The sequence below is a fragment of the Novosphingobium sp. SL115 genome (assembly GCF_026672515.1).
Classification (GTDB): Bacteria; Pseudomonadota; Alphaproteobacteria; order Sphingomonadales; family Sphingomonadaceae; genus Novosphingobium.
In genome coordinates, this window is the sequence record NZ_JAPPRG010000002.1 from 1,649,420 (window position 1) to 1,664,988 (window position 15,569).

The 15,569-nt window shown below is 61.3% G+C and carries 18 protein-coding genes; 17 read left to right on the top strand and 1 reads right to left on the bottom strand.

Features of this window, described 5'->3' with window-relative positions; genetic code table 11:
- Positions 1-175: 175 nt before the first annotated feature.
- From rpsB to OVA07_RS09600, 13 genes are all read left to right on the top strand, one after another.
- Positions 176-931: a 30S ribosomal protein S2 gene (gene rpsB, locus OVA07_RS09540; protein ID WP_268171203.1), complete on the top strand. Its 756-nt coding sequence runs from the start codon at positions 176-178 to the stop codon at positions 929-931.
- 124 nt (positions 932-1,055) lie between these two features.
- Complete coding sequence (gene tsf / locus OVA07_RS09545) at positions 1,056-1,982, top strand: translation elongation factor Ts (protein ID WP_268171204.1); 927 nt, start codon at positions 1,056-1,058, stop codon at positions 1,980-1,982.
- Between the two features lie 148 nt (positions 1,983-2,130).
- Positions 2,131-2,853: a UMP kinase gene (gene pyrH / locus OVA07_RS09550; protein ID WP_268171205.1), complete on the top strand. Its 723-nt coding sequence runs from the start codon at positions 2,131-2,133 to the stop codon at positions 2,851-2,853.
- 1 nt (position 2,854) lies between these two features.
- The gene (gene frr, locus OVA07_RS09555) at positions 2,855-3,412 is read left to right on the top strand and encodes a ribosome recycling factor (RefSeq protein WP_268171206.1); all 558 of its coding nucleotides are present in this window, start codon (positions 2,855-2,857) and stop codon (positions 3,410-3,412) included.
- 5 nt (positions 3,413-3,417) lie between these two features.
- Complete coding sequence (uppS, locus tag OVA07_RS09560) at positions 3,418-4,134, top strand: polyprenyl diphosphate synthase (protein ID WP_268172666.1); 717 nt, start codon at positions 3,418-3,420, stop codon at positions 4,132-4,134.
- A gap of 22 nt (positions 4,135-4,156) precedes the next feature.
- Complete coding sequence (locus OVA07_RS09565) at positions 4,157-4,870, top strand: phosphatidate cytidylyltransferase (RefSeq protein WP_268171207.1); 714 nt, start codon at positions 4,157-4,159, stop codon at positions 4,868-4,870.
- Positions 4,871-4,874: 4 nt separating this feature from the next.
- Positions 4,875-6,032, top strand: coding sequence for a 1-deoxy-D-xylulose-5-phosphate reductoisomerase (locus OVA07_RS09570; protein WP_268171208.1), 1,158 nt, complete (start codon positions 4,875-4,877; stop codon positions 6,030-6,032).
- Positions 6,032-7,153, top strand: coding sequence for an RIP metalloprotease RseP (gene rseP / locus OVA07_RS09575; protein ID WP_268171209.1), 1,122 nt, complete (start codon positions 6,032-6,034; stop codon positions 7,151-7,153). Before OVA07_RS09570 ends, rseP begins: the two co-directional genes overlap by 1 nt.
- Before the next feature lie 228 nt (positions 7,154-7,381).
- Positions 7,382-10,015, top strand: a complete 2,634-nt coding sequence (gene bamA / locus OVA07_RS09580) for an outer membrane protein assembly factor BamA (protein ID WP_268171210.1) — start codon at positions 7,382-7,384, stop codon at positions 10,013-10,015.
- Positions 10,015-10,710: an OmpH family outer membrane protein gene (locus tag OVA07_RS09585; RefSeq protein ID WP_268171211.1), complete on the top strand. Its 696-nt coding sequence runs from the start codon at positions 10,015-10,017 to the stop codon at positions 10,708-10,710. The genes bamA and OVA07_RS09585 overlap by 1 nt, the downstream gene beginning before the upstream one ends.
- Before the next feature lie 21 nt (positions 10,711-10,731).
- Entirely contained in the window at positions 10,732-11,205 is a 474-nt protein-coding gene (gene fabZ, locus OVA07_RS09590; protein ID WP_268171212.1) for a 3-hydroxyacyl-ACP dehydratase FabZ, read from the top strand.
- 137 nt (positions 11,206-11,342) lie between these two features.
- Positions 11,343-11,567 carry a 50S ribosomal protein L31 gene (gene rpmE, locus OVA07_RS09595; protein ID WP_268171213.1) on the top strand — a complete coding sequence of 75 codons (225 nt, stop codon included), beginning with the start codon at positions 11,343-11,345 and terminating at the stop codon, positions 11,565-11,567.
- Between the two features lie 252 nt (positions 11,568-11,819).
- Entirely contained in the window at positions 11,820-12,260 is a 441-nt protein-coding gene (locus OVA07_RS09600) for a MarR family winged helix-turn-helix transcriptional regulator (protein WP_268171214.1), read from the top strand.
- Positions 12,261-12,335: 75 nt separating this feature from the next.
- On the opposite strand, the gene OVA07_RS09605 is transcribed toward OVA07_RS09600, so the two are convergent.
- Entirely contained in the window at positions 12,336-12,986 is a 651-nt protein-coding gene (locus OVA07_RS09605; protein WP_442789637.1) for a prolyl hydroxylase family protein, read from the bottom strand.
- Positions 12,987-13,082: 96 nt separating this feature from the next.
- Between OVA07_RS09605 and OVA07_RS09610 the strand changes: the two genes are divergently transcribed.
- Genes OVA07_RS09610 through gspK form a run of 4 tightly spaced genes read left to right on the top strand, consistent with a single transcriptional unit; the run spans position 13,083 to position 15,487 of the window.
- Positions 13,083-13,544: a GspH/FimT family pseudopilin gene (locus OVA07_RS09610; RefSeq protein ID WP_268171215.1), complete on the top strand. Its 462-nt coding sequence runs from the start codon at positions 13,083-13,085 to the stop codon at positions 13,542-13,544.
- Positions 13,534-13,908 (top strand): type II secretion system minor pseudopilin GspI, encoded by a 375-nt coding sequence (gene gspI / locus OVA07_RS09615; protein ID WP_268171216.1) that lies wholly within the window; start codon positions 13,534-13,536, stop codon positions 13,906-13,908. The genes OVA07_RS09610 and gspI overlap by 11 nt, the downstream gene beginning before the upstream one ends.
- On the top strand, positions 13,905-14,501 hold the full coding sequence (gene gspJ / locus OVA07_RS09620; protein ID WP_268171217.1) for a type II secretion system minor pseudopilin GspJ: 597 nt from the start codon (positions 13,905-13,907) through the stop codon (positions 14,499-14,501). The genes gspI and gspJ overlap by 4 nt, the downstream gene beginning before the upstream one ends.
- The gene (gene gspK, locus OVA07_RS09625) at positions 14,498-15,487 is read left to right on the top strand and encodes a type II secretion system minor pseudopilin GspK (protein ID WP_268171218.1); all 990 of its coding nucleotides are present in this window, start codon (positions 14,498-14,500) and stop codon (positions 15,485-15,487) included. Before gspJ ends, gspK begins: the two co-directional genes overlap by 4 nt.
- Positions 15,488-15,569 lie beyond the last annotated feature (82 nt).

The following is a 15,569-nucleotide window of genomic DNA, read 5'->3' on the forward strand; positions in this document are numbered from 1 at the left end:
TCTTGTCCTGCTGATCTAAGGGCCGCCCCGCCGAAGGATTTCGCTGGCATGGTGCTGGCGGACGAAATTGGCAATCCACACGGGAAGCACATTCACCGGTGCCAGCAGCAAGTATCCCATTCGGGGCTTGCGCGGTTCCAGCTTCCCGGAGGCAGAAACCGGAAAGGAATTACTTATGGCGGCACCCGTCGTCACGATGCATCAGCTTATCGAAGCAGGCGCGCACTTCGGTCACCAGACCCACCGCTGGAACCCGCGCATGAAGCCGTACATCTTCGGCGCCCGCAACGGCATCCACATCCTCGATCTGTCGCAGACCGTGCCGCTCATGGCGCGTGCGCTTGAGTTCATCTCGGCCACCGTTCAGGCTGGTGGCAAGGTGCTGTTCGTCGGCACCAAGCGTCAGGCGCAGGAACAGATTGCACAGGCTGCGCGCGCGTCGGGCCAGCACTATGTCAACCACCGCTGGCTGGGCGGTATGCTCACCAACTGGAAGACCATTTCGGGTTCGATCAAGCGTTTCAAGGCGCTGGAAGAACAGCTTTCGGGCGACACCGCTGGCCTGACCAAGAAGGAAGTCCTTCAGCTCACCCGCGAACGTGACAAGTTCGAACTGTCGCTTGGCGGCATTCGCGACATGGGCGGTATCCCGGACGTGATGTTCGTGATCGACGCCAACAAGGAAGAACTGGCGATCAAGGAAGCCAACGTCCTGGGTATCCCGGTCGTTGCCATCCTCGACTCGAACGTCTCGCCCGAAGGCATCGCGTTCCCGATCCCGGCGAACGACGACGCCAGCCGTGCAATCCGCCTTTATTGCGAAGCGGTTGCCGCTGCTGCAACCAAGGGTGGCCGTGAAGCTGTGATCGCTTCGGGTGCTGATCTTGGTGCCATGGCTGAACCGCTGGCCGAAGAAGCCGCGGAAGCCTGATCCGGTTTTTCGTGTGACGGCCCGGTCTTTGAACGGGGCCGTCACCGAAATGTCCCGGATATGAATTACGGGCCGCGGCACTTGCTGCGGCCTTCCCCGTTTTCAAGAATAAAGGATCAACGCGATGGCTTATACCGCCGCTGACGTGAAGAACCTGCGCGAGCGCACTGGCGCCGGCATGATGGATTGCAAGAAGGCTCTCGACGAAGCCGGTGGCGATTTCGAAGCCGCGGTTGACGCGCTGCGCGCCAAGGGCCTTGCCGCTGCTGCCAAGAAGTCGAGCCGCACCGCTGCTGAAGGTCTGGTCGGCGTTGCCGTTTCGGGCACCAAGGGCGTTGCCGTCGAAGTAAACTCGGAAACCGACTTCGTTGCGAAGAACGACCAGTTCCAGGACTTCGTGCGCAAGGTTACCGAAGTTGCGCTGACCACCGGCGCTGCCGAAGTCGACGCGCTCAAGGACGCAGCTTATCCCGACGGTGGCACCGTCGCCGAAAAGCTGACCAACAACGTCGCCACCATTGGCGAAAACCAGCAGATTCGCCGCATCAAGCATGTGTCGGTTTCGCAGGGCGTTGTCGTGCCTTACATGCACAATGCCGCTGCCACCAACCTTGGCAAGATCGGCGTTCTGGTTGCTCTGGAATCCGAAGCTGCGGCTGACGTGCTGGAAGCACTGGGCAAGCAGATTTCGATGCACATCGCTGCGGCTTTCCCGCTGGCGCTGACCGTCGATGACCTTGACGCCGAACTGATCGCCCGCGAACGTAAGATCGCGGCTGAAAAGGCTGCTGAAAGCGGCAAGCCCGCTGAAGTGCAGGCCAAGATGGTCGATGGCGCCGTGGCCAAGTATGCCAAGGAAAACGCTCTCCTTTCGCAGATCTTCGTGATGGACAACAAGTCCACCATCCAGCAGGTCGTTGACGCTGCCGGCAAGGAAGCTGGCGCGAAGATCGTGCTGAAGGACTATGTCCGCTTCCAGCTCGGCGAAGGCATCGAGAAGGAAGAAACCGACTTCGCTGCCGAAGTGGCTGCTGCTGCCGGCATCAAGTAAGTCTGCAAACAACGATCCCCGCATGGGCGGCCCGTCACAATCGGGTCTGCCGGTGCGGGGATTGTTGTGTCTTGCGCCCTTGGCACGGCCCCTGACAGGGTTATAAGGGCCGCCAAATCCCCTCCCAAGATACGAGTTTGTCCCGACTATGAGCCAGCCCATCGCAAAGCGCATCCTCCTGAAGCTGTCGGGCGAAGTGCTGATGGGAGAGCAGCAGTTCGGGATCGATACCGATTATGTTGCCCGCCTCGCACGTGAAGTGAAGGATGCGCGCGACAACGGTCTGGAAATCTGCCTGGTGATCGGCGGGGGTAACATCTTTCGCGGCATGGCCGGTGCGGCCAAGGGGATGGACCGCGCGCAGGCTGATTACATGGGCATGCTGGCCACCGTGATGAACGCGCTGGCCATGCAGTCGGCGCTAGAACAGCTTGGCGTCCCAACCCGCGTGCAGTCGGCCATCGAAATGGACAAGGTGTGCGAACCGGTGATCCGTCGCCGCGCAGAACGCCATCTTGAAAAGGGCCGTATCGTTATTTTTGCTGCTGGCGTTGGCGCACCCTATTTCACGACCGATTCCGGCGCAGCATTACGCGCTGCCGAAATGCGCTGCGACGCCCTGTTCAAGGGCACCAGCGTCGATGGGGTCTATAATGCCGACCCGAAAAAAGATCCTTCAGCAAAGCGTTATGATACCGTGGATTACGACACGGTTCTGGCAGACAACCTGAAGGTCATGGATGCCAGCGCGGTGGCGCTGTGCCGTGATAACAATATCCCGATCGTCGTCTTCTCCATCCGCGAACGGGGCAATCTGGCCCGCGTGCTGGCGGGTGAGGGGACGAAGACCACTGTTAAAAAGGAAGCCTGACATGGCCAAGTATGACAAGGCTGATCTCGAACGCCGCATGAAAGGCGCTGTGGAATCGCTCAAGGGCGATCTTTCAGGCCTGCGCACCGGCCGCGCCAACACCGCGCTGCTCGATCCGGTCATGGTCGAGGTTTATGGCAGCCACATGCCGCTGGCGCAGGTTGCCACCGTGTCGGCACCTGAACCGCGTCTGCTTTCGGTGCAGGTATGGGACAAATCGAACATCGGTCCTGTTGAAAAGGCCATCCGTTCGGCAGGTCTTGGCCTGAATCCCATCAACGATGGCAACAACCTGCGTCTGCCGATCCCGGATCTTACCGAGGAACGCCGCAAGGAACTGGCCAAGCTTGCCAGCAAATATGCCGAAAGCGCCCGCATCGCGATCCGCAACGTGCGACGTGATGGCATGGACGCACTGAAGGCTGATGAAAACAAGAAGGAAATCTCGGAGGACGAGCGCAAGCGCGCCGAGACAGACCTGCAGAAGCTGACCGACGATATCGTCAAGCAGGCCGATGAAGCCGCTGCTGCCAAGGAAAAGGAAATCCTCGGCAAGTGAACGCAGTGTCGGCCTCGAATGGTCCGGATGCTGTGGGCGGAACTGCTGCAGGCGGAGTTCGTCACGTTGCCATCATCATGGATGGCAACGGGCGATGGGCGAAAAAGCGTTTCATGCCGCGCGCGTTCGGGCACAAGCGCGGTGTTGATACCGTGCGCGAAGTCGCCCGCGCAGCGCGTAGCATGGGGCTTGAGGCGCTGACGCTCTATGCCTTCTCGTCCGAGAACTGGAAACGGCCAGAGGACGAAATTGCCGATCTGATGGGCCTGTTGCGCACCTTCATTCGCAGCGACCTTGATGAATTCATCGCCAATAATATCCGACTCAAGATCATCGGTGATTATCAGGCGCTTGCGCCCGATATTGTGGAGATGATCGAAGATGCGATGGCCCGCACGGCGGGGAATTCCGCCACCACGCTGGCCATTGCGCTGAATTACGGTTCGCAGCAGGAAATCGCGCGCGCTGCCGCCCGTGCGGCGGCCAAGGGTGCGATCACGGCAGAGGCGATCGAGGCTGAACTGGATACCGCCGATCTGCCGCCGCTTGATCTGCTGATCCGCACGTCGGGCGAAATCCGCTTGTCCAACTTCCTGTTGTGGCAGGCCGCTTATGCTGAAATGTGGTTCACCGATGTGCTGTGGCCCGATTTTACGGCAACTCATCTGAAGGACGCGCTGGACCAGTTCGCATCGCGCGAAAGGCGGTTCGGTGGACGCTGATCCTGCAATTGCGCCGGTCGCGATGCCAGCTCGGAAGAATCCCGACCTGCCGGTTCGGGTGGCTTCCGCAGTGGTCATGCTTGTCATTGCGGGCGCGGCGTTCTGGTTTGGCGGCATCGTGCTGGACCTGTTCGTTGCAGCCGTCGCGTTTGGCGTTTTCGTCGAATACGTGCTGATGGCTGGCAAGCTGGCGGAAAATCCGTCGCGTCTGGCATCGCTGGTCATTTCGGGGGCAATCTACATTGGTTGGGCCGCATTGGCGCTGATCGTCATGCCAGAACCGTTGATGATTGCCGTCATGGGGCTGGTGATCTGCACCGATACCGGGGCCTATTTCACCGGACGCGCGCTCGGTGGGCCAAAGATCGCGCCCCGGATCAGCCCGTCAAAAACATGGGCGGGGCTTGCTGGCGGCATGGCTGCGGCAGGAATCTGGGCAGCCTTCGTAGTGTTCAGCGCAGGCTATCTACTCTCGGCCATCGGACCTACCGGGCCAAGCTTGGCTTCGGCACTGGAAGTGGCAAATGTGGGCATGGCTGCGCTGGCAGGCGCGCTGCTGGCGGTCTTTGCACAGGCGGGTGACTTCTATGAATCCTGGCTCAAGCGCAGGGCGGGAGTGAAAGATTCCTCACGACTGATTCCCGGCCATGGCGGTTTGTTCGATCGCGTCGATGGCCTGCTGCCGGTGGCGATCATTGCCGGAACCGCGTGGGCCGCTTCGCAGGCGGGGCTGTAACGCCATGGCGCGCACCATTTCCGTCCTTGGCGCTACAGGATCGATTGGCGCTTCCACGCTGGATCTGGTGCGGCGCGAACCGTGCCAGTGGCAGGTTGTGGCGCTGACCGCGAATGGCAATGCACACGATCTTGCTGCGCTGGCCCGTGAATTTTCGGCGCATGTAGCAGTCGTTGCCGATGAAGCGGCGCTGCCTGCCTTACGTGATGCATTGGCCGGAAGCGGGATCGAGGCGGCGGCAGGCCAAGCCGCACTGGTCGAAGCAGCGGCGCGCGGCGCAGATGTCACCGTGGCTGCCATCGTTGGTTGTGCAGGTCTTGCCCCCACCATGGCCGCCATCGAAAAGGGAGGCACCATTGCGCTAGCCAACAAGGAAGCGCTGGTTTCTGCAGGCGATGTAATGACCGCCGCCGTCGCCCGCCACGGGGCGACGCTGCTGCCGGTGGATTCTGAACACAACGCGATTTTCCAGTGTCTTCAGGGCAACGACATTGCCCATGTCCGCGCGATCACGCTGACGGCCAGTGGCGGGCCGTTTCGGGACTGGACGGCTGAACAACTTCAACGGGCCACGCCAGCCGAGGCGGTAAAGCATCCTAACTGGTCGATGGGCGCGAAGATCAGCGTCGATTCAGCCACGATGATGAACAAGGGCCTTGAATTCATTGAGGCGTTCCACCTGTTCCCGGTGGGGGTTGAGCGATTGCGCGTGATCGTCCACCCGCAATCCGTGGTGCATTCGATGGTGGAATACCGCGACGGGTCAACCCTGGCGCAACTGGGGCCGTCCGACATGCGCGTGCCGATCGCCTCGGCGCTGGCGTGGCCGCAGCGCATGCACACGCCCTGCACCCCGCTCGATCTGGCCGCCATCGGCCAGTTGACCTTCCGTACGCCTGACGAACTGCGCTTTCCCGCCACGCGCGTTGCCCGCGATGCCGTTGTGGCGGGCGGTGCTGCCCCTGCTGTGCTGAATGCTGCCAACGAAATTGCTGTCGCGGCGTTTCTGGCAGGTCAGATTGCGTTCACCCGGATCGTGCAATGTGCGCAAGATGTGTTGGCCCGTGGCCTGCCGCCCGCGCCCGCATCGCTGCAAGATGTGATCGCGATTGATGCCGAAGCGCGGGCAAGGGCGCGTGAACTGATGGAGCCTGTGCGTTAATGCCGACCATGGAAAGCCCCGGAATACTGACCACCATTCTGGCCTTCGTGCTGGTGCTGGGGCCACTGGTGTTCATTCACGAACTGGGGCACTACCTTGTCGGGCGCTGGTTCGGGGTCAAGGCCAACGTCTTTTCCATCGGCTTCGGCAAGGAACTGGTGGGATGGACCGACAAGCGCGGCACGCGTTGGAAGCTGTCGGCGCTGCCGCTGGGCGGTTATGTCCAGTTTGCCGGAGACATGAACCCGGCCAGCCAGCCCACGCCTGAATGGCTGGCACTTCCGGCGGAAGAGCGAAACCGAACTTTCCCGGCCAAGCCGCTGTGGCAGCGGTCGCTGATCGTGCTGGCCGGGCCGGTCACCAATCTCCTGTTCTCGGTGTTGATCCTTGCCGGGTTTGCGCTGGCTTATGGCAAAGTCGTGGTTCCGCCGGTGGTGGGCGAAGTGCAGGCCGGATCTGCGGCTGAACGGGCAGGGCTGAAGCGCGGTGACCGCATCATGTCGATTCGTGGCGACAAGATGGATTCGTTTCTGGATGTGCGGCTTGCCGTGGGGCAGTTCCCGGATGATCCGCTTGATCTGGTGATCCTGCGGGAAGGGCGGCAGGTGGAAATCGCCGCCAATGCAGCGGTGAAGGTGGAAACCGACCGTTTCGGCAATTCGCAGAAGATTGGCTATCTTGGCATCGGCCCGCAATCCTATGAAGTGGTGCGGGTTGGTCCGGTCGATGCCGCGGTTGAAGGCGTCCGGCAGACCCGCGACATCATCGGCATGATGGTCACCGGCATCGGCCAGATCATCACCGGCAAGCGCGAGGTCAAAGAGCTTGGCGGCCCGATCAAGATCGCCAAATATTCGGGCGAACAGCTTGTTTCGGGCTGGCAGGCCTTCGTTGGTTTCGTCGCGCTGATTTCGATTAACTTGGGGTTCATTAACCTCCTGCCAATTCCCGTCCTCGACGGCGGGCATCTTGCTTTCTACGCGGCGGAAGCCATTCGTAGAAAGCCAGTGGGCCAGCGCGGGCAGGAGTGGGCTTTCCGCACCGGCATTGCGTTCGTCATGGCGCTGATGCTTTTCGTCACGATCAATGATGTGGCGTCCCTGAAGATATTCGGGGGCTGATGCTGTTCGAGAGGGTAGAATTCATCTTGCGCGTCCGGTGCGGTGGTCGCGTTTTCCGGTAGTCAGGGGTGGATGCCGGATTTTCCACAGAAGACTTCTGCCGAATTGGCGGGGCGATTGTTTGCTTGATTGGCCTTGTGGCATCGGGCACAGGGCTGCATTGCTTGCCGCGGCCGGGCACTCCTCGCGGGCGTCCAGCCGCCACAACACACGGGATGGCGCTTGGTGATGATTGGACGTAACGCGGGCCGGGCAGGCAAAGTGTCTCCGCTCGGCGCGGCCCTACTGGCCACAAGCGCGCTGGTGGCGGCTCCTCACGCCGCATTTGCTCAGGAAACGGCTGCTGCGGCGCCTGCTGCTGCAACCCCTGCTGGTGACACTATCCGCACGGTCACTGTTCAGGGTTCGCAGCGTCTGGAACCCGACACCATCCTGTCCTACATCCGCATGCGCCCTGGTCAGGTCTATACGCAGGCCCTGGGCGATCAGGCGCTGAAGGATCTCTACGCGACCGAGCTGTTCGCTGACGTCTCCATCCGCAACAATGGCGGTGACGTGGTGGTGCAGGTCAAGGAAAACCCGGTCATCAACCGCATCATCCTTGAAGGCAACAAGCGCCTCAAGGAAGACAAGATCCTGCCCGAAATCAAACTTTCGGCACGCCAGATCTTTACCCGCTCGAAAGTGCGCGCCGACGTTGCCCGCATCATCGAACTGTACAAGCGGCAGGGCCGTTTCGCTGCCACGGTCGAACCGAAGATGGTCATGCTGGACCAGAACCGCGTCGATATCGTGTTCGAAATCAGCGAAGGCCCGAAGTCCAAGGTCCGCCAGATCAACATTCTGGGGAACGACAAGTTCTCGGACGGCAAGCTGCGCGGCGAAATGGTGACCAAGCAGGCGCGCTTCTTCCGCCTGTTCTCGTCCGGCACCAGCTACGATCCCGACCGTCTTGCCTTTGACCAACAGAAGCTGCGCCAGTTCTATCTGACTGAAGGCTACGCCGATTTCCGCGTCGTCTCCGCCGTGGCCGAACTTACGCCCGACAAGCAGGACTTCATCATCACTTATGTGGTGGAAGAAGGCGATCGCTATAAATTCGGTGACGTGAAGGTCGACAGCCAGCTTCGCGATTTCGACAGCGACAAGCTGGCCCAGCGTCTGCCGATGAAGGCAGGCGATTGGTATAACGCCAAGATGGTGGAAGATCAGGTCGACGGCCTGACCGAAACCGCTGGCGCATTCGGCTATGCCTTTGCCGATGTTCGCCCGGACTTTTCGCGCAACAAGGATGACCTGACGATGTCGGTCACCTTCCGCATCGCCGAAGCGCCGCGCGTCTATGTCGAACGGGTCGATGTCAACGGCAACACGCTGACGCAGGACAAAGTCGTCCGCCGCGAATTCCGTATTGCCGAAGGCGATGCGTTCAACACCTTCCAGATCAAGCGGTCGACCAACCGCATCAAGTCGCTGGGCTACTTCCAGGAAAAGTTCGAAATCGAACAGAAGCCGGGCAGCGCGCCTGACCGGATCATCCTTGAAGCCAACGTGGAAGAAAAGCCCACTGGCGAACTGCAGCTTTCGGCAGGCTTCTCCAGCCTTGAAAGCTTCATTTTCCAAGGGTCGATCCGCCAGAACAACTTCCGTGGTCGCGGCCAGACCATCGGCCTCTCGGTCGACTATTCGCGCTACACCCGCTCGGTACAGGTCAGCTTCACCGAACCCTATCTGTTCGACAAAAACATCTCGCTGGGTGTCGACGTCTATCGCCGCGATCAGAACAGTTTCAACTACTTCAATTCTGACCGAAACACGACTTACAAGCAGGCAACCACTGGTTTCCAGATGCGCGCTGGCGTCCCGCTCACCGAATATATGTCGCTGATCGGTCGCTATACGTTCAACCTCGACGACGTCACCCTGTCGCAAAGCCAGTTCTATGCCGATCTTGATGGCGACGGCGTACAAACCTGCGAACCGCTGCTGGCAGGCCGTTATCTGTGCGACGCCATCGGCAAACGCACCAGTTCGATCCTTGGTGCCTCCTTGGTCTATGACACGCTTGACAACCGCGTGCGTCCGACGCGGGGCAACCAGTTTGTCATTGGCGGCGATTTTGCCGGGCTGGGCGGTTCGGTGAAATATGCCCGCCTTACCGCCAATGCCTCGAAGTTCTGGCCAGTGGGTGCAGGTTTCATCTTCTCGCTCAAAGCCGAAGGTGGCATCATCAAATCGCTGGGCAACCGGTCGAACGATCCGACGATCGATGACGTGCGCCTGACTGACCGTTTCTTCCTGGGCGAACCGCAGATTCGCGGTTTCGACATTCGCGGCATCGGTCCGCGCGTGCTGCGCAAGTATCTGGTCGATACCAATGGCGATGGCACGGTCGATACCCCGTCGACCGACCGCAACCAGTGGGTCGATGACGCGCTGGGCGGCAAGTATTACTACCTCTCGCGGGCTGAGCTTGAAATTCCGCTCGGTTCCGGCGCGCGTGAACTTGGCTTGCGTCCGTCGATCTATCTTGATGCTGGCGCCGTGTTCGGTGTTGCCCGCCCGACCACGCAGAACGTCAACACCCCGGTCACGCTTTACAGCCAGACCTATCAGGGCGTGACCACCATCGTCACCAGCGCCACTGCGCCTGACAATACTGCCAACACCATCTACACCGCCATCCCGGCCTATGTGGAAGAATACGTTGGCGATACGCCTTCGCCACGCATCGCGATCGGTATCGGCGTGAACTGGAACTCGCCTTTCGGCCCGTTCCGTCTCGATTTTGCCAAGGTCTTGAAGAAGGCCAATGGCGATGACCCCAAAACATTCACTTTCAACGTGGGAACCCAGTTCTGATGAAAACCCGTATCGCTGCCGCGCTCGTCGCGGGTATCGCTGTTGCTGCCACCACTCCGGCTTTCGCTGCCAAGGATGCGCCTGCCGCTGCGGCAAGTGGCGTTGCCGGCATCGCTATTGCCAATCCTTCGGCCGTTGTCGGCGCGTCGGCCGCTTATCAGACCGCGCAGCAGCAGCGCCCGGTCACTTACAAGCCGCAGATCGATCAGGCCAATGCCCGCAAGGGCCAGATCGAAGCACAGCTCAAGCCGCTGATCGCCAAGCTCGAAGCGGATTCGAAGGTTGCCGCACCCAACCGCGCCGCGCTGCAGCAGCAGTACGAACAGATCCAGCAGATCGAGCAGGCCGGTCAGGCCGAAATCCAGAAGATCCTCGAACCGCTGAACCTGTCGCAGCAGTATGTGCTCGAACAGATCGGTGATAAGCTCGACGCCGCCACGCAGGCTGCGATGGACAAGAAGAAGGTCACGCTGGTTCTCGATTCGCAGTCGATCATCAAGGCGGGTCAGGCTTACAACCTCAATCAGGATATCCTGAACGAACTGAACGTGCTGATCCCGTCGGCCCAGCTCGTGCCGCCCGCAGGCTGGATGCCGCGCGCCCAGCGTGAACAGCAGGCTCAGGCACAGGCCGCACAGCAGGGCGCTGCACCCGCCGCCGCACAGCCCGCCAAGAAGCAGCCGGAAGGCCGCTAAGGCGCGTTGAGGGCAAGGAAAATGACCGAAGAAACGGCTTCCGGCAACGACGTGATCGTTGACTATGACGTGCGCAAGGTGATGGCGGCGCTTCCGCATCGCTATCCTTTGCTGCTGGTTGATCGCGTGGCCTCGATCACGTTGAACGAGCGTATCCATGCGGTGAAGGCCGTGTCGATGAACGAACAGTTCTTTCAGGGTCATTTTCCCGGCCGCCCGATCATGCCGGGCGTGCTGCAGATCGAAGCGCTGGCGCAGGCTGCGGGGGTTCTCGCGGTGGAATCGCTCGGCCTCGCCGGATCGGGCAAGCTGGTCTATTTCATGGCCATCGAAGACGCCAAGTTCCGCAACCCTGTGGAACCGGGCGTCTTGCTCGACCTGCACGTCGAATTCACGCAGAAGCGTTCGCGCGTCTGCAAGTTCGCTGGCAAGGCCATGATTGGTGACAAGGTTACCTGCGAAGTCAGCTTCACGGCGATGATCGCGGATAGCTGAGGCCTCAAGTGAAGTGCGCCGATTGCGCATGCGGGGCTTTCGAGGCGTAGTTGCGCTCGGCAAAAAATCCCGCTAATGGCGCGCGTTCACAGATTCTTGCAGCCGGTCGGAACCGGCTGCGCACCGGAGTTACCGACATGAAGACTGGCATTCACCCCGATTACCACACCATCAAGGTGCAGATGACCGACGGCACCGTTTTCGAAACCCGCTCCACCTGGGGCAAGGAAGGCGACACGCTCGCTCTCGAAATCGACCCGACTTCGCACCCGGCATGGACCGGCGGTACGCGCCAGCTCGATCAGGGCGGCCGCGTTGCCCAGTTCAACAAGCGTTTCGGTGGCCTCTCGCTCAAGCGTTGATCGCTGGCGAAGCTTTCGATTTGCAGGAAAGGGCGGCTTCGGTCGCCCTTTTCTTTTGGCGGTTGCCAGCAGCCAATCCGCAACCTTCCGTTTGTGTCAATCGTAGTCGAGACACGCCGGGGTGGTGCTGTGGCGATGTCTCGACTACGCTGAACCGGTAGGGTGGCAGCAAGGCAGTCCTGCGAAGGTCAGTTGCCTGCGGTTTTTGTCTGTGGGATTGCTATCCACGATAGCCGTTCTAAAGAACATGACATGACGCTGACAAATGCCCTTGAAAGCCGTCTTGGCTACCAGTTGCGCCGGGCCTCTGCCGTGATGATGGCAGATCTGGCGCGTGAACTGTCTGATCTCGATCTGCGCCCGGCAGAAGTGACGACGTTGCTGGTGATTTCAGAAAACCCGGACTGTTCGCAAACCGAAGTCGGGCTGACGCTGGCGATCAAGCGCGCCAATATGGTGCCCATCATCTCGCGTCTTATGGATCGCGGTCTGGTCGAACGTCGCCGTCTGGATGGCCGCAGCCATGCTTTGACGCTGACCGATGCGGGCCGCAAGCTGGCCGATGATGCCGAAGATCGCATCAACAAGCACGAAGCCCGCTTTACCGAAATGCTCGGTCACCCTGACGTGGAAACCCTGTTCCGCTGCCTGCCCACCATCCGCGACGCCTGCAACGTCGAAAGCGAAGCCTGAACCTTCCTACCTTGTCCGTTCGTCCTGAGCCTGTCGAAGGGCCATCGCGCGCTGCCAAGGGGTGAAGGGGGCGCGTCAGCCCCAGGGCTTTTCCCGATACCACTTGGTAATCACGTATTTCAGGCCTTTGCGCACCTTCATCGCGTGATGCAGCGTACAGGGGTTTACGCTGCCATCGGGTCTGCGGTTGTTCCAGCACACCAGCTTGCCCCGTTCAGGATGGATGGTCTTGTCGATCACCTTGAACCGCGTCGCGCCGCCTGCTTCCACGTCGTTCAGATACATCATGAACGTCCACGTCCGCTGACCGGCCACGCTGCAAAACCGATGAAAATCCGCGCCGTGCGGGTCGAAATAATCGGTGTGTGGCTTGAACTCCTGCCCCGGCGCATAACGCTGCCCCTGCAAGGGTTCGCCAAAGGCGCGCGCAATGCCTGAAAGCGCTGACAGCTTTTCATCCAGTGCTGCCACATCGGGCAAATCCATCGGCAGATCGCACGTTTCGCTGGTGCGGAAATAGTTGTCGCCATTGGCATCCGCGATGGTTGAAGGTCGCCGGTCCCGGTCAATCCGGGCGATCAGCACCTCGCATTCCTCAACCGTCAGAAAGTCGCGCAGCACGAACATTTCCAGCCGGGGCGATGGCACTTTCATCATGCCGGGCACCGTCAACAGCCGCTCAGGCAGGGCTGGTTCTGATGCGGTTTCGTGCGAAAGCAGGGTCATCGCCCTCTCCTATCGCACTGCACCTGCACACTGCAACTTGAACAGGTGGCGCGCTTGGTCGTAAAACCGTCACGTTTCTGCCGCATGCGAGGCACTGTGTCCCAGCTTTCCGCCCCTTCCCATCCGCGCAAGAACGGCTTTTCGCTGGTCGAAATGCTTGTCGTGCTGATGGTAATGGGCCTGCTCGCCTCGGTCGCTGTGCTGACGCTGCCGGGGGATGAACGCAAATTGCGGGCAGAGGCTGAACGCTTTGCCGCCCGTGCTCTTGCTGCGCGGGATGAAGCCATCGTCGGCGCGCGCCCGGTGTCGCTGGTGGTCAGCGAACAGGGGTATTATTTCGAACGCCGCATTGATGGGCAGTGGCAGGCTTTGCCCGGCAAGGGATTTGACCTTACCCCATGGGCCGAAGGGGTTACCGCGTCGGCCGCGCGCCAGCGCGTGGTGTTCGATTCGCTGGGCCTTGCCAGCAGCGAAGCTGCCGTGCGCCTTGGTCGCGGCGACCAGGGGCTGGTCGTCCACATACGCCGCGACGGCAAGGTCACGCTCGATGCGGGTTGAGCGCAACGGCTTTACCCTGCTTGAACTGCTTGTTGCGCTGGCGGTTTTCGCCATTGCCGCGCTGGCCCTTCTGCAGATGGAAGGGGCCAGCATTTCGCGCACGGCTGACCTCGATCAGCGCCTGCTGCGCGAAATCGTGGCGCAGAACATGGCCGCCGAAATCCTCAGCGATCCGGCACCGCCATCCACCGGCACGGCCACTGGCACCATCACCAATGCCGGGCGTAGCTTTCAGTGGACTCGCGCGGTCGCCCCGCTGGCAGACTATGGCGTGCTTGGCATTACCCTGACGGTGCGCGAAACCACGCCGGGCGCCACCTCGCAGGCTTTCACGCTCGATTTCACCCGGCTGCCCGGCGCATGACAGAAAGACCTTCGCGCAACGGGTTTACCCTGGTCGAAATGCTCATCGCGTTGGCCCTGTTCTCGGTGATCGCGGTTGGTGCGCTGGGCCTGCTGCGCTTTTCGGTCGATGCCGAACTCGCCGGCCGCACCAAGACCGATTCCATCGCCGCCCAGCGCCGCTTTCTTTCGGTCTGGACCGCCGATCTGGCGCAAGCCGTCCCGCGTCCTTCACGCGACACTTCAGGCACGCCTCGCGTCGCGTTCGAAGCCAATACCGATGGCGTCCTGCTCCGACTGACCCGCAGCGGGTGGGACAATGTTGACGGCGCACCGCGTCCCGGCCTGCAAAAGGTCGAGTACCGCGTCACCGCCACCGCGCTGGTCCGCGCCGGTTACCCATTTCCTGATGGCGCGGCGGCGGAGCCGGCGTCGGAAGTCCTCCCGCTCACTGCGGCCCCCACGGTCCGGTTCCGCACCAAGGACGGCAATTGGCGCGACCGCTGGGAACCGCAGCTTTCCAACGGACTGCCCGTTGCGGTCGAACTGCTGATTCCGCAACGCACCGGCGCGCCCTTGCGCATCGTGTCTCTGGTGGGTGTGAACTACCAGTGAGGGCGGGCAACCCCAAAGAACGCGGGGCGGCGCTGCTTTCGGTGCTGCTGCTGGTCGCGGTCATGGCGGTGATCGCCGCCGTCATGCTGGATCGGCTCAACCTTGCAGCCCGCCTTGCCGGGAACGGTCAGGCGATGACGCAGGCGCGCCTCTATGCCACCAGCGCCGAAACGCTGGCCATGGCCCGGATCAAGGCGATGGTCGACACCTCGCAGGACCGCACGGTGGATCGCACCGGACTGCTGGGCCGCGAATTTCCGCTTCCCCTGTCGCGCGGCACGGTGATGGCGCGGGTGGATGACGCAGGCAACTGCTTCAACCTCAATTCTCTGGTCGAGGCGGATGCGCAGGGCACGCTGCGCCTGCGTCTTGCCGGGCTGAACCAGATGCGCGCCCTGATGGCGGGCCTTGCCATCCCACAGGCCGAAGCAGCCATTATCAGCGATTCGATTGCCGACTGGATCGATACTGACAACAATCCCGCACCCAACGGGGCCGAGGACGAAACCTATCAGGGTAGCACCGTTCCCCATCGCACAGCCGCCCGGTTGATTGGCGATGTCAGCGAAATCCGCGCCGTTCGCGGCATGACGCCACAGTTTTACGAACGCCTGCGCCCATGGGTCTGTGCGCTGCCTGCCGCCGACCTTTCACCCATCAATGTCAACACCTTGCGTCCCGATCAGGCGCTGCTGCTGTCCATGCTTGGCCCACAAGCCTTGCCGGTGGATCGCGCGCGCGCGATCCTTGCCGCGCGGCCCGCGCTGGGCTGGGCCAATGCGCAAGACGCCCTGCGCGGCGTGGCCGGATCGGGCGAGGGGGGCGCACTCCCGCTGGGCCAGCTCAAGGTCCGCAGCCGCTGGTTTCTGCTCACGCAGACCGTCACCGTCGATTCGGCCATGGTCGAGGAACAGGCCCTGATCGACGTCGGCAACAATCCGCCAATGGTCGCATTCCGCACATGGGGGGACCGCTTCAATCGTTGAAGCAGCATGCTTTCGCGGCAAATTTCTCCTCCATGACAAAATTCTGCTTCCCTTTGCCGTCCCTTTCTGCAAATGGGCCAGC